Origin of the sequence: Streptomyces sp. NPDC047315 (assembly GCF_040643215.1) — a bacterium.
In the GTDB taxonomy this organism is placed as follows: Bacteria; Actinomycetota; Actinomycetes; order Streptomycetales; family Streptomycetaceae; genus Streptomyces.
On record NZ_JBEYTZ010000038.1, the window covers coordinates 57,031 to 71,625 of the forward strand.

Below are 14,595 nucleotides of genomic sequence, written 5' to 3' on the forward strand. Positions count from 1 at the left end.
TCGAAAACTTCCTCCCGAGGTGGCTGTCTGCTACCAGGTGGCGGCGAATGAGCCGTATTGCATGGCTTTACGGGTTTCGCGTTGCTTGGCTTGTCTCTGGCTGGGGTGGCCCTCGCCGGCTGGCTTGCCGGTTGTTCAAGAGGACGTGCCCGGAGCCTAAATGGTTCATGCCTCGAAGGGAACGTGATGTTCGCGTCACCCCATCGGGGCATCGAACGTCCGTGCGACTCTGGACTACGATGAGAAAAGGCGAGGGTGGCGTTACATCGGCTCTATCAGGGGTCGGTACCCTCTGATCCGGCGACCGACGCCGGGGCTCTACCCCACTGGGCCACATTTGAAATTCAGCGAGGAGCGAACCGCGTGACCGCCGAAACGTCCGTGCCGTCCACAGCTTTGCTGACTGCGGAGCGTGACGGCTCCAACTACACAGCGCGGCACCTCCTCGTCCTTGAGGGTCTGGAAGCGGTCCGCAAGCGCCCCGGCATGTACATCGGCTCCACCGACAGCCGCGGTCTGATGCACTGCCTCTGGGAGATCATCGACAACTCGGTCGACGAGGCGCTCGGCGGCTACTGCGACCGCATCGAGGTGATCCTCCACGAGGACGGCTCGGTCGAGGTCCAGGACAACGGCCGCGGCATCCCGGTCGACGTGGAGCCCAAGACCGGGCTGTCCGGCGTCGAGGTCGTGATGACCAAGCTGCACGCCGGCGGCAAGTTCGGCGGCGGCGCGTACGCGGCCTCCGGCGGCCTCCACGGCGTCGGCGCCTCCGTGGTGAACGCCCTGTCGGCCCGGCTGGACGTCGAGGTCGACCTGGGCGGCGCCACGCACTCCATCAGCTTCCGCCGCGGCGTCCCCGGCGTCTTCACGGAGCAGGGCGCCGAATCCCCCTTCGACCCCCAGAACGGCATGCGCAAGGGCAAGCGCATCCCCAAGACCCGCACCGGCACGCGCACCCGCTACTGGGCCGACCGCCAGATCTTCCTGAAGGACGCCAAGCTCTCCCTGGAGACGCTGCACCAGCGCGCCCGCCAGACCGCCTTCCTCGTGCCCGGCCTGACCATCGTCGTCCGCGACGAGCGGGACCTGGAGGGCGAGGGCAAGAGCCAGGAGATCTTCCGCTTCGACGGCGGCATCAGCGAGTTCTGCGAGTACCTGGCCCAGGACCGGGCCGTCTGCGACGTGCTGCGGCTGACCGGCCAGGGGACCTTCAAGGAGACCGTGCCCGTCCTGGACGACCAGGGCCACATGACCCCCACCGAGGTCACCCGCGAACTCGGCGTCGACGTGGCCCTGCGCTGGGGCACCGGCTACGACACCACCGTCAAGTCCTTCGTGAACATCATCGCCACCCCCAAGGGCGGCACCCACGTCACCGGCTTCGAGCGCGCGGTGACCAAGACGGTGAACGAGGTCCTGCGCGCCGCCAAGCTGCTGCGCGTGGCCGAGGACGACGTCGTCAAGGACGACGCCCTGGAGGGGCTGACCGCGGTCGTCACGGTCCGGCTGGCCGAGCCGCAGTTCGAGGGGCAGACCAAGGAGGTCCTCGGGACCTCCGCGGCGAACCGGATCGTGGCGAACGTGATCGCCAAGGAGCTCAAGGCGTTCCTGACGTCCACCAAGCGGGACGCCAAGGCACAGGCGCGCGCGGTGCTGGAGAAGGCCGTCGCCGCCGCCCGTACCCGTATCGCCGCACGTCAGCACAAGGAGGCACAGCGCCGCAAGACGGCCCTGGAGTCCTCGACGCTGCCCGCCAAGCTCGCCGACTGCCGCAGCGACGACGTGGAGCGCAGCGAGCTCTTCATCGTCGAGGGGGACTCCGCGCTGGGCACCGCCAAGCTCGCCCGGAACAGCGAGTTCCAGGCGCTGCTGCCCATCCGGGGCAAGATCCTCAACGTTCAGAAGTCCTCGGTCTCCGACATGCTGAAGAACGCCGAGTGCGGTGCGATCATCCAGGTCATAGGGGCCGGCTCCGGGCGCACCTTCGACATCGACGCCGCTCGCTACGGCAAGATCGTCCTCCTGGTGGACGCCGACGTCGACGGCGCCCACATCCGCTGTCTGCTGCTCACCCTCTTCCAGCGCTACATGCGGCCGATGGTGGAGGCGGGCCGGGTCTTCGCGGCCGTGCCGCCGCTGCACCGGATCGAGCTGGTCCAGCCCAAGAAGGGCCAGGACAAGTACGTCTACACGTACTCCGACAACGAACTGCGCCAGACGCTGCTGGAGTTCCAGCGCAAGGGCGTCCGGTTCAAAGACGCCATCCAGCGCTACAAGGGCCTCGGTGAGATGGACGCCGACCAGCTCGCGGAGACCACCATGGACCCGCGCCACCGCACGCTGCGCCGGATCAACATCGGCGACCTGGACGCCGCCGAGCAGGTCTTCGACCTGCTGATGGGCAACGAGGTCGCGCCCCGCAAGGAGTTCATCACCAGCTCCGCGGCCACGCTGGACCGCTCGCGCATCGACGCCTGACCCGCAGCGCGGCGCCGCGCTGCGCACGAGCCCACCCGGGGGTGGAGTCCTGGACTCCACCCCCGGGGCGATTCCCGGGCCGCCCGGCCGCTGCCTAGCATCGAAGGGCCACCGGGGGACGACGGGGTACGGGACGGGCAGCGACGGGCAGCAGGGAGGGGCGGTGCCGTGGTGACCGGCAGCAGTGTGTTCGCCTGGCCGGCGCGGGAGTCGCTGACGCGGCTGGGCGTGCCGAGGCCCAGGATCGTACTGGACGCCGTGCTCATGGGCTCCCTGGCGACGTGGGCGGTCTCCAGCGCGTACGCGTCGGGCGGCTTCACCGGCTGGCGGTTCCCGCTGCCCGTCGTCGGGCTCCTCGTCACCGTCGCCGTTTTCGGCGGCTTCCTCGAACTGACGCTGCGCAACCGCCTGCTGGCCTCGCTCGGCCTGCTCGGCTTCCTCAGCCTGCTGGGCTGGGGGGCGTACGGAGCGGGCGCGGAGGTGTCCGCGGCGGTGCTGTGGATCTCCGGGGCGGCGCTGGCGATGGAGCGGCTGCCGCTGGCCTTCGCGCTGGCGGGGGCGGTGACCCTGGCCGCCTTCTTCACGGCGATCATGCCGCAGGCCAACGCGCCGGGGCGGGCGATCACCGTCTCCGGGATCGTTCTGGGCGGGTACGCGCTGCGGTTGGACGCCCAGGCCCGCGGCACCGGCTTCCGTCTGCTCGCCCAGGAGCGGGCCGCGCGGGAGGCGGAGGCCACCTCGGCGGCGCTCGCCGAGCGCGCCAGGATCGCCCGGGAGATCCACGACGTGCTCGCCCACAGCCTCTCCGCGCAACTGGTGCACCTGGAGGCCGCCCGCATCCAGGTCGAGCGCGGCCCGCAGGGGCCCTTTCGCGACCAGGTGCTGGAGCGGGTGTCCGCGGCCCGCGGCATGGCGCGACAAGGGCTGGTGGAGACCCGTCAGGCGCTCTCCGCGCTGCGCGGCGAGTTGGCGTCCGCCGAGGACCACCTGCGGGAGATCGCCGCGGAGGACGGCGCCGTGGTCGTCGTCGACGGGCAGCCGCGGCCCCTGACCCCCGAGGCGTCCCAGGCGGTGCGGCGGGTGGCGCAGGAGGCGCTGACGAACGCGCGCAAGCACGCCCCGGGCTGCTCGGTGCGGATCCGGCTGGCGTACGCGGAAGGCGGCGTGACCCTGGAGGTGCGCGACAGCGGGGCCACCGGCCCTTGCGGCGCGCTCGGAGTCTCCGGCTCCGGGTACGGTCTGCTGGGGATGCGCGAACGGGCGGAACTGCTCGGCGGCACCCTGGATGCGGGACCGGAGGGGACGGGGTTCATGGTGCGGTTGTGGGTGCCGCTGTGACGGGTGGGGGCGGCGCGGAGGACATGAGGACCAACGGTACGAGCGGGGCGGACGGTTCACAGGTGCGTGGGGACAGCGGAACGGCTCCGGCCGCGGACGAAGGCGCTCCGGTCCGGGTGGTCGTCGCGGACGACCAGGCCGTGGTGCGCGAGGGCATCGTGATGCTGCTGGGGCTGCTGCCGGGCATCGAGGTCGTCGGCTCGGCCAAGGACGGGGAAGAGGCGGTCGCGCTGGTCGCCGAACTGGCCCCGGAGGCCGTCCTGATGGACCTGCGCATGCCGCGCTGCGACGGCGTGGAAGCCACCCGACGCATCCGTGCCCAGTACCCGGGCACCCAGGTCGTCGTGCTCACCACCTACGCGGACGACGACTCGCTCTTCCCCGCGCTGCGGGCCGGTGCGCGCGGCTATCTGACCAAGGACGCGGACGGCGACGCGATCGTACGGGCCATCCAGGACGTGGTGGCCGGCCGCGCCGGGCTCTCATCCGACGTCCAGCGCAAACTGCTCGAAAGGGTGGCCGCCGCCCCGGAACCACCGGCTCCGAAGCTGCCCGACGGGCTCACCGGCCGCGAGGGCGAGGTGCTGGCGCTGATCGCGGACGGGCTGAGCAACCCGGAGATCGCCCGCCGCCTCCACATCTCCACCGCGACGGTGAAGACGCACATCAACAACCTCTTCGCGAAGGCGGGGCTGCACGACCGGGCGCAGGCGGTGCGGTACGCGTACCGCAACGGGCTCGCCCAGCCGCCGCGCACCGGCACGGGCGCGGGCTGAGCCCTTGGCCCACGGGCCCTGAGCCCCTTCCAGATGCGCGGTCGCCTCGGCGGCAGACGCGGTTTCGCCGTGCGGCGGGCTGAGCGTTGGCGTCTGCAGGCCGTCTGTGGCTTGTCGCGCAGTTCCCCGCGCCCCTAAACCCCTCCACCTCCGGCCCGCGGGCGAATGACGGGGGAAGCGAATCAGGGGCGCGGGGAACTGCGCGACAAGCCACCCACCGGCCGGGGGAGACCAACGCTCCCCGAGGGAAGCGGCGGCTGCGTCAAGAGAGGCAGGAACGCGCGGCTGGCTAGGTGCCCGTCGACCACAGGTAGCGGTGTTCTGGGCGGCCCGTTTCGCCGTACTTCAGGCTCAGGCGGACCCGGCTGCCGCGCTCCAGCAGCTTCAGGTAGCGCTGTGCCGTCTGCCGGCTCACTCCCGCCCGCTCCGCGATCTCCTGGGCGGACAGCGGGCCGTCGGCCGCCTGGAGGACCCGGCGCACCAGTTCGGCCGTGGTCCGGGAGTGGCCTTTGGGCAGGTCGGGGGCGATCGAACCGGCCGACAGCGCCCCGAAGATCCGGTCCACCTCGGACTGCTCCGCCTCGCCGCCGCGGCCCAGGGTGCGCCGCAGCCCGGCGTACGCCTCCAGCTTGGTGCGCAACCCGGCGAAGTTGAACGGTTTGACCAGGTACTGGAGCGCGCCGTGGCGCATCGCCGCCTGCACCGTCGCCACGTCCCGCGCGGCCGTCACCATGATCACGTCGGTCTGCCGGCCGAGGCTGCGCAGTTCGCGCACCACGGCGAGCCCGTTGCCGTCCGGCAGGTAGTGGTCCATCAGGACCAGGTCCACCGGCGCGTCGGTGATCCGGGCGACCGCCTCGGCGGCGGAGTGGGCCGTCGCGGCTACCCGGAAGCCGGGCACCTTTGCGACGTACGCGGCGTTGATCTGCGCCACCCGGACGTCGTCGTCGACGACGAGCACGTCGATCGTCTGCGGCTGTGTCATCGGACCTCCCCGGCCGTGGCGTGCTGCTGGGGTTCGCCGGAGTCGCCCAGCTCCGACAGCGCCTCCGGCAGGACGACGATGAACTCGGCGCCGCCGGTCGGCGCCTCCCGCACCTCGACGTGGCCGCCCTGGCGCTGGGCGAGCCTGCGCACCATGGCGAGCCCGAGGCCGCGCTTGCCGTGGGCGGGCAGCTCCTTGGTGGTCCACCCCTCGGTGAAGATCATGTCGCGGTGCTCGGGCGGCACCCCGGGCCCGCTGTCGGTGATCCGGAGCACCGCCGTGCTGCCCTCCGCGTACAGCTCGACCTCGATCCACGGGTCCTCGGACCCGGCGGCGGCGTCCATCGCGTTGTCCACCAGGTTGCCGACGACGGTGACCAGCTCGCGCGGGTCGACGACCCGGTCCGGTAGCAGCGTCTCGGGGGCGATGCTCAGCGAGACGCCGCGCTCGGCGGCCACCGTGGTCTTGCCCACCAGCAGGGAGGCCAGCAGCGGGTCGTGGACGCGCTCGGTGACCTGCTCGGCGGTGGCCCGGTGCACCCCGACGACCTCGGTGACGAACTCGACCGCCTCGTCGTGCATCTCCAGCTCCAGCAGTCCGAGGAGGGTGTGCATGTGGTTGGCGTGCTCGTGGTCCTGCGCCCGCATCGCGTCGATGAGCCCGCGGGTGGCGTCCAGCTCCCGGCCCAGCTGCTCCAGCTCGGTGCGGTCGCGCAGGGTCACGACGGCCCCTCCGTCGTCGGTCGGCATCCGGTTGGCGATCAGCACCCGGTGGCCGCGCACGGTCACCAGGTCCACGCCGGTGACCCGGCCCGTGAGCACGTCGGTGGTCCTGCTGGTGCGGCCCTCGCCCAGGACCTGCTCCAGCGGCAGCCCCTTGCCGTCGGATTCGAGGCCGAGCAGCCGCTGCGCCTCGTCGTTCATCAGCCGCACCCGGCCCGACGCGTCGAGCGCCACGACCCCCTCGCGGATGCCGTGCAACATCGCCTCCCGCTCGGCGAGGAGTGCGGAGATGTCGGAGAACGCCAGGTCGTGCGTCTGCCGCTGGAGCCGCCGGGAGATCAGGTACGCGGCGATGGCGCCGACGGCCAGGGCGCCGCCCGCGTACGCGACCAGCCCGGGGATCGCGGAGAACAGCCGGTCGCGGACGCTGTCGTACTCGATGCCGACCGACACCGCGCCGATGACGTCGCCGTGGGCGTCGCGCAGCGGGACCTTGCCGCGGGCGGAGCGCCCGAGGGTGCCGCTGTCGATCTCCATGATCTCCCGGCCCGCCAGCGGGACGCTGGGGTCCGTGGAGACCACGCGGCCGATCTCCTCGCGGGAGGTGTGCGACCAGCGGACCCCGCCCCGGTCCATGATCACGATGTACTCGGCTCCGGTGGCCTTGCGGATCCGCTCGGCCTCCGCCTGCACCGGGCCGTCGGGGGTGGGGCTGCTGGCGATCAGCTTCTCCGCGACCTCGGGCGACGCCGTCGTCTGCGCGATGGCCAGCGCCCGGCGCATCGCCTGGTCGTCGAGCTGGGCGCTGAGCGGCGCCAGGAACAGCCCGGTGGCCAGTACGGTCACACCGGTCGTGATGACCAGCTGCATGAGCAGGACCTGCGAAAACACCCGCTGCGGCCAGCCGAAGCGGCGGCGGCGGGGCGAGGCGGACTGGTCGGTGCTCATGGAAAGGAACGGTACGGTGCCGGGCTGCGTTACGAAAACGCACCGCCTATGCTGCCCCCGCCCCGCCGTACGAGAAGGACCAGGTGAGAACCCCGGTGAGCCCCACCGCCCCGCCGAGCCAGCCGCGCCGGCAGATCCCCGTCATCGTCCTCGCCGGCTTCCTCGGATCGGGCAAGACGACCCTGCTGAACCATCTGCTGCGCACCTCCCGGGGCACCCGCATCGGCGCGATCGTGAACGACTTCGGCTCCATCGAGATCGACGCCATGACCGTGGCCGGTCAGCTCGGTGACTCCACGGTCTCCCTCGGCAACGGATGCCTGTGCTGCGCCGTCGACGCCTCCGAGCTCGACGTCTTCCTCGACCGGCTCACCCGCCCGGCCGCCCGTCTCGACGTCGTCGTCATCGAAGCCAGCGGCCTCGCGGAGCCCCAGGAGCTGGTGCGGATGGTGCTCGCCAGCGAGAACGAGCGGATCGTCTACGGAGGGCTCGTCGAGGTCGTCGACGCCGCCGAGTACGAGGCGACCCGGGAGCGCCACCCCGAGATCGACCGGCACCTCGCCATCGCGGACCTGGTGGTGCTCAACAAGACCGACCGGGTGGACGGCGAGCGGCTGGCCCGGCTGCGCACGGCGCTCGACGGGTCCGCGGCCGTCGTCGAGTCGGCGTACGGGCGGGTCGACCCGGAGCTGTTCTTCGACCGCCGCCCCGCCGCGGAACGCGTCGGGCAACTCGCCTTCGACGACCTCCTGCACGACGGGCACGACGGGCACGACGGGGACTGCGACGGATCCTGCCACGACCACGCCGCACACCTGCACGCCGCGTACGAGAGCGTCGCCTTCACCGCCGACGTGCCGATGCACCCGCGCCGGCTGCTGGACTTCCTCGACGCCCGCCCCGAAGGGCTCTACCGCATCAAGGGCCACCTCGACTTCGGCGCGGCGGACGCCCGCAACCGGTACTCGGTCCACTCCGTCGGCCGCTTCCTGCGCTTCTTCCCCGAGCCCTGGCCGCAGGGCGCGGACCGGCGCACCGAGCTGGTGCTGATCGGGTCGGGCGTCGACGGCCCGGCCCTGCTGCGGGAACTGCACGCGGCCCGGGCCACCGGCCCGCAGGACGCGCCGGACGAACGCAGCATGTGGGGCGTCCTGCGGTACGTCCCGAACCCCGCCGAAGAGAACGAGCCCGAGCCGGAGCTGGAAGCCGCGCCCGTACCCGTGCCCTCCGGCGCGTACGAGGAGCCCTGGGGCCCGTACGCACCGGAAGGCCGGTCCGAGTGATCGCGGGGCTTACTGCGGCGGGCCCGCCAGCACCGCCACCGGCGAGGTCAGCGCCGTGCCCGAGCCGTCGCGGCGCGGGTCCGGCTCCGGGAGCGTCGCCGGAGCGCCGTTCTTCTGGGCGGCCCTGGCCGGCGCCCCGCCCGCCCAGGCCAGCAGCAGGACGTCCTCGCCCTTGAGGAAGCGCTGGCAGCGCACCCCGCCCGTGGCCCGGCCCTTGCGCGGGTACTGGTCGAAGGGGGTGAGCTTGGCCGTGGTGACGGAGTCGTCCAGGGCGTCGGTCGCGCCGGCGGCGGTGAACACCACCGCGTCCGCCGCCGGGTCCACCGCGCCGAACGAGAGCACCCGGGCGCCCTGCGCCAGCTTGATGCCGGCCATGCCGCCCGCGGCCCGGCCCTGCGGGCGCACCTGCCCGGCCTGGAAGCGCAACAGCTGGGCGTCGGACGTGATGAAGACCAGGTCCTCCTCGCCGGTGCGCAGCTCCGCGCCGCCGACGACCCGGTCACCCTCCTTGAGCGCGATGACCTCCAGCTCGTCCTTGTTCGACGGATAGTCGGGTACGACCCGCTTGACGACGCCCTGGAGGGTGCCGAGCGCGAGGCCGGGCGAATCCTCCTCCAGCGTCGTCAGACAGACCACCGACTCCCCGCTCTCCAGCGACAGGAACTCGGCGATGGGCGCCCCGCCCGACAGGTTCGGCGCGGACGCGGTCTGCGGCAGCTGCGGCAGATCGATCACGGCCAGCCGCAGCAGCCGCCCGGCCGAGGTCACCACGCCGATGTCGGCCCGCGCCGTCGACCGCACGGACGAGACGATCAGATCGTGCTTGACGCGCTTGTCCGCCGGCTCCGGCAGCGGCTCGCCGGAAGCCGTACGGGCCAGCAGCCCCGTCGACGACAGCAGCACCTGGCAGGGGTCGTCCGCGACCTCCAGCGCCACCGCGGCCACCGGCGCGGCCCCGGCCTCCAGCAGCACGGTCCGGCGCTCGGTGGCGAACTTCTTCGCGACCGTCGCCAGCTCGGACGAGACCACCTTGCGCAGCTCGGCGTCCGACTCCAGGATCTCGGTCAGCCGCTCGATCTCGGCCGTCAACGTGGAGCGCTCGCCCTCCAACTCGATCCGGTCGAACTTGGTGAGCCGGCGCAGCGGAGTGTCGAGGATGTACTGCGTCTGCACCTCGGAGAGGGAGAAGCGCTCCATCAGACGCTGCTTCGCCGCTGCCGAGTTGTCGCTGGAGCGGATGAGCCGGATGACCTCGTCGATGTCGACCAGGGCCACCAGCAGGCCCTCGACCAGGTGGAGCCGGTCGCGCCGCTTGCCGCGGCGGAACTCGCTGCGCCGGCGCACGACCTCGAAGCGGTGGTCGAGATAGACCTCCAGCAGCTCCTTCAGGCCCAGCGTCAGCGGCTGGCCGTCGACCAGCGCGACGTTGTTGATGCCGAAGGACTCCTCCATGGGCGTGAGCTTGTACAGCTGCTCCAGCACGGCCTCGGGCACGAAGCCGTTCTTCACCTCGATGACCAGGCGCAGCCCGTGGGCGCGGTCGGTGAGGTCCTTGACGTCGGCGACGCCCTGGAGCTTCTTGGCGCCCACCAGGTCCTTGATCTTGGCGATCACCTTCTCCGGGCCGACGGTGAAGGGCAGTTCGGTGACGATCAGGCCCTTGCGGCGGGCGGTGACGTCCTCCACGGTCGCGGTGGCGCGGATCTTGAAGGTGCCGCGGCCGGTCTCGTACGCGTCGCGGATGCCGGCGAGGCCCACGATCCGCCCGCCCGTCGGCAGGTCGGGCCCCGGCACGTACCGCATCAGGGTCTCCAGGTCGGCGCCCGGGTGACGGATCAGATGGCGGGCCGCGGCGATGACCTCGCCGAGGTTGTGCGGCGGCATGTTCGTCGCCATGCCGACCGCGATGCCGGACGCGCCGTTGACCAGGAGGTTGGGGTAAGCGGCAGGGAGGGCGACGGGCTCGCGCTCCTGACCGTCGTAGTTCGGCGCGAAGTCGACCGTGTCTTCTTCGATGGACTCCGTCATCAGGGAGGTCGCGTCCGCCATCCGGCACTCCGTGTACCGCATGGCGGCCGGGGGGTCGTCATTGCCGAGCGAGCCGAAGTTCCCGTGGCCGTCGACGAGGGGGAGGCGCATGGAGAACGGCTGCGCCATGCGCACCAGGGCGTCGTAGATCGACTGGTCGCCGTGCGGGTGCAGCTTGCCCATCACGTCGCCCACGACGCGGGCGCACTTCACGTAGCCCCGGTCCGGGCGCAGCCCCATCTCGTTCATCTGGAACACGATCCGGCGCTGCACCGGCTTCATGCCGTCGCGCGCGTCCGGCAGGGCGCGCGAGTAGATCACCGAGTACGCGTACTCAAGGAAGGAGCCCTGCATCTCGTCGACGACGTCGATGTCGAGGATGCGCTCCTCAAAGTCGTCGGGCGGCGGGGTCTTCGTGCTGCGGCGGGCCATTGCGGCTGCTGCTCCTTCACGACCGGATCGGGCAGGTGACGCCGACCATTGTGGCCCGTCGCACTGACAACGCCGACCGCGACCCGTGAACACCCGCGCGAACGGGGTCCGCTCGGCCCCGCGGGGCGGCCCGAGTACGCCCACCGCGAACCCGCAGCTTTCGCCAGGTGTCGGCGCGCTTGCATACAGTGGCAGGACAGGCTGGGTACGAAGCGGCGCCAGTCAGACCGGACGCCTTCGTCGAACGCCACCACACCGCACCACACTGCGGTACGACGAGCGACAACAGCGCGATCGAAGGGACGTACATGCCCATGGGTCACACGGCCACAGCTCAGGCCGGTTCGGGCGGCCTGACAGCGACGGAGCACCGATTGGCCAACGGCCTGCGCGTGGTGCTCTCCGAGGACCACCTGACCCCGGTCGCCGCGGTCTGCCTCTGGTACGACGTGGGTTCGCGCCACGAGGTCAAGGGCCGCACAGGCCTCGCCCACCTCTTCGAGCACCTGATGTTCCAGGGCTCGAAGCAGGTCCAGGGGAACGGACACTTCGAACTGGTGCAGGGCGCCGGCGGCTCCCTGAACGGCACCACCAGCTTCGAGCGCACCAACTACTTCGAGACGATGCCCACCCACCAGCTGGAGCTCGCGCTCTGGCTGGAGGCCGACCGGATGGGCTCCCTGCTGGCCGCCCTCGACGACGAGTCGATGGAGAACCAGCGCGACGTGGTGAAGAACGAGCGCCGCCAGCGGTACGACAACGTCCCGTACGGCACCGCGTTCGAGAAGCTCACCGCCCTCGCCTACCCCGAGGGCCACCCCTACCACCACACCCCCATCGGCTCCATGGCCGACCTGGACGCGGCGACCCTGGAGGACGCCCGAGCCTTCTTCCGCACGTACTACGCGCCGAACAACGCGGTGCTGTCGGTCGTCGGCGACATCGACCCCGAGCAGACCCTCGCCTGGATCGAGAAGTACTTCGGCTCCATCCCCGGGCACGACGGCAAGCAGCCGCCGCGCGACGGCTCCCTGCCGGACGTCATGGGCCGCCAGCTGCGCGAGGTCGTCGAGGAGGAGGTGCCGGCGCGTGCGCTGATGGCCGCGTACCGACTGCCGCACGACGGCACCCGCGAGTGCGACGCCGCCGACCTCGCGCTGACCGTCCTCGGCGGCGGCGAGTCGTCCCGGCTCCACAACCGCCTGGTGCGCCGGGACCAGACCGCCGTCGGCGCCGGGTTCGGGCTGCTGCGGCTGGCGGGCGCGCCTTCGCTCGGCTGGCTGGACGTGAAGACCTCCGGCGGGGTCGAGGTCCCGCAGATCGAGGCCGCGGTCGACGAGGAGCTGGCCCGCTTCGCCGAGGAGGGCCCCACGGCCGAGGAGATGGAGCGCGCCCAGGCCCAGTTGGAGCGCGAATGGCTGGACCGGCTCGGCACCGTCGCCGGCCGCGCGGACGAACTGTGCCGGTACGCCGTGCTGTTCGGCGACCCGCAGCTCGCGCTGACCGCGGTGGACCGCGTGCTGAGCGTCACCGCCGAGGAGGTGCGCGACATCGCCCGCGCCCGGCTGCGCCCGGACAACAGGGCCGTGCTGGTCTACGAGCCGCTGCCGGCCGCCGACGCCGACGCCCAGAACGACGCAGGAGAGGGGGCGGACCAGTGACCGACGCCGCCGAGCCGCTGACGACGATGGACTTCCACCCCATGCCCACGTCCGGGGAGCCCACCCCCTGGGCGTTCCCCGCGCCCGGGCGCGGGACCCTCGACAACGGCCTGACCGTGCTGCACTGTCACCGCCCCGGCCAGCAGGTGGTGGCGGTCGAGGTCATCCTCGACGCCCCCCTGGGCGCCGAGCCCGAGGGCTTCGACGGGGTCGCCACCATCATGGCGCGCGCCCTGTCCGAAGGCACCAAGTCCCGGTCGGCCGAGGAGTTCGCGGCCGAGCTGGAGCGCTGCGGCGCCACGCTCGACGCCCACGCCGACCACCCCGCCGTCCGGGTCTCCCTGGAGGTCCCGGTCTCCCGGCTCCCCAAGGCGCTCGGGCTGCTGGCGGAGGCGCTGCGCGAGCCCGCGTTCGACGACGGCGAGGTCAAACGTCTGGTTCGCAACCGCCTGGACGAGATCCCGCACGAGACGGCGAACCCGGGACGGCGCGCCGCCAAGGAGCTGTACCGGCGGCTGTTCCCCGCCTCGCTGCGGATGTCCCGGCCCCGCCAGGGCACCGAGGAGACGGTGACCCGGATCGACTCGACCGCCGTACGGGCGTTCTTCGACGCCCACGTACGGCCTGCCACCAGCACCGTGGTCGTCGTCGGCGACCTGACCGGGGTGGACCTGGACGCGGTGCTCGCCGACACCCTCGGCGCGTGGACGGGCGACACCGCCCCGGCGCACCCCCGGGCCGAGATCACCGCCGACGACGCCGGTCGGGTGTTCGTCGTGGACCGCCCCGGTGCGGTGCAGACCCAGCTGCTGATCGGCCGGATCGGCGCGGACCGGCACGACCGCGTCTGGCCCGCCCAGGTGCTCGGCACGTACTGCCTCGGCGGCACCCTGACGTCCCGGCTGGACCGCGTGCTGCGCGAGGAGAAGGGCTACACCTACGGCGTACGGGCCTTCGCGCAGGTCCTGTGCTCGGCGCCCGACGGGTCGGGGGCCGCGCTGCTCGGGATCAGCGGCTCGGTCGACACGCCCAACACCGGCCCCGCGCTGGCGGACCTGTGGCAGGTGCTGCGCACGCTGGCCGCCGAGGGCCTGACGGACGCGGAGCGCGACGTCGCCGTGCAGAACCTGGTCGGGGTCGCCCCGCTGCGGTACGAGACGGCGCTGTCGGTCGCCGGCACCTTCGCCGACCAGGTCGAGCAGCACCTTCCGGACGACTTCCAGGCGCAGTTGTACGCCCGGCTGGCGCAGACGGGCACGGTGGAGGCGACCGCCGCGGTGGTGAACGCCTTCCCCGTCGACCGGCTGGTCACGGTGCTCGTCGGCGACGCGGCGCAGATCGCGGAGCCGGTGCGCGAGCTGGGGATCGGGGAAGTGACGGTGGTCAAGGGCTGACGGAGCCCGTCTCCCGGCGCAGGAGCCCGTAGGGGCCCGTAGCGGAGCCCCGGCGTCCACGGCGGACGCCGGGGCTCCGTCACGTCCCGTCCCGTCACGTCCGGTACGGACGGCCGCCCGTGGTCGTGGGGTGCCCTCGTGGTCACACTTCGCGCACACCGGCGCCATCGGACCGTCACCCGACGGCCGTACGTCCGTTGCACGTTCGCCGTCCGGGCGTCGTATCTCCCCGCCGAATGTCCTTTTTGATGGGAAGTCTGCCGACACGTGCTGTGGCATAGCCAACAAAGATCGTCGTTTGTTTGGCGAACGCGAGCGGGCCCGCCTAGCGTCGATCCGGCTGTTCGCCAGGAGCCCGCCGCACCCGCGGCACGGACAGTCATCGCCGAGTCCCCGCCGGGCGCGAGCCCAGGGGAGCCGGGGACCCAGTTCCCCCGGGGTGAATCGGCCCCTCCGCGGCCTGCGGAGGAGCCGTAGGAGACCTTCCTCTCTCCGAACCCGTCAGCTAACCCGGTAGGCGAGAAGGAAGGAAAGGACCGGCCACGCC

At 72.1% G+C, this 14,595-nt stretch carries 9 protein-coding genes and 1 riboswitch; of the genes, 6 read left to right on the top strand and 3 right to left on the bottom strand.

The annotated features are described in order from the left end of the window. Positions 1–363: 363 nt before the first annotated feature. The 3 genes from ABZ842_RS32770 (at position 364) to ABZ842_RS32780 (ending at position 4,595) form a co-directional block, all read left to right on the top strand. The gene (locus ABZ842_RS32770) at positions 364–2,481 is read left to right on the top strand and encodes a DNA topoisomerase IV subunit B (protein WP_361545192.1); all 2,118 of its coding nucleotides are present in this window, start codon (positions 364–366) and stop codon (positions 2,479–2,481) included. 171 nt (positions 2,482–2,652) lie between these two features. Then, positions 2,653–3,819 carry a histidine kinase gene (locus ABZ842_RS32775; RefSeq protein ID WP_361545195.1) on the top strand — a complete coding sequence of 389 codons (1,167 nt, stop codon included), beginning with the start codon at positions 2,653–2,655 and terminating at the stop codon, positions 3,817–3,819. A 62-nt stretch (positions 3,820–3,881) separates the two neighbouring features. Further along, positions 3,882–4,595: a response regulator transcription factor gene (locus tag ABZ842_RS32780; protein ID WP_361545198.1), complete on the top strand. Its 714-nt coding sequence runs from the start codon at positions 3,882–3,884 to the stop codon at positions 4,593–4,595. Between the two features lie 289 nt (positions 4,596–4,884). Here the strand turns inward: ABZ842_RS32780 and ABZ842_RS32785 are convergent, their stop codons facing one another. After that, a complete protein-coding gene (locus ABZ842_RS32785; RefSeq protein WP_361545201.1) occupies positions 4,885–5,580 on the bottom strand; it encodes a response regulator in 696 nt (231 codons plus the stop codon). Then, the gene (locus tag ABZ842_RS32790) at positions 5,577–7,250 is read right to left on the bottom strand and encodes a sensor histidine kinase (protein ID WP_361545204.1); all 1,674 of its coding nucleotides are present in this window, start codon (positions 7,248–7,250) and stop codon (positions 5,577–5,579) included. Before ABZ842_RS32790 ends, ABZ842_RS32785 begins: the two co-directional genes overlap by 4 nt. A gap of 95 nt (positions 7,251–7,345) precedes the next feature. Here ABZ842_RS32790 and ABZ842_RS32795 point away from each other — a divergent pair, with 95 nt between their 5' ends. Beyond that, complete coding sequence (locus tag ABZ842_RS32795; protein WP_361545207.1) at positions 7,346–8,533, top strand: CobW family GTP-binding protein; 1,188 nt, start codon at positions 7,346–7,348, stop codon at positions 8,531–8,533. A 9-nt stretch (positions 8,534–8,542) separates the two neighbouring features. On the opposite strand, the gene ABZ842_RS32800 is transcribed toward ABZ842_RS32795, so the two are convergent. Beyond that, positions 8,543–10,993 carry a DNA topoisomerase IV subunit A gene (locus ABZ842_RS32800; protein WP_361545210.1) on the bottom strand — a complete coding sequence of 817 codons (2,451 nt, stop codon included), beginning with the start codon at positions 10,991–10,993 and terminating at the stop codon, positions 8,543–8,545. Positions 10,994–11,307: 314 nt separating this feature from the next. On the opposite strand from ABZ842_RS32800, the gene ABZ842_RS32805 reads away from it, so the two are divergent. Further along, positions 11,308–12,654: a pitrilysin family protein gene (locus ABZ842_RS32805; RefSeq protein WP_361545254.1), complete on the top strand. Its 1,347-nt coding sequence runs from the start codon at positions 11,308–11,310 to the stop codon at positions 12,652–12,654. Continuing rightward, positions 12,651–14,048, top strand: a complete 1,398-nt coding sequence (locus ABZ842_RS32810; protein ID WP_361545212.1) for a pitrilysin family protein — start codon at positions 12,651–12,653, stop codon at positions 14,046–14,048. The genes ABZ842_RS32805 and ABZ842_RS32810 overlap by 4 nt, the downstream gene beginning before the upstream one ends. Before the next feature lie 373 nt (positions 14,049–14,421). Then, positions 14,422–14,582, top strand: a riboswitch (cyclic di-AMP (ydaO/yuaA leader). Positions 14,583–14,595: the final 13 nt, after the last annotated feature.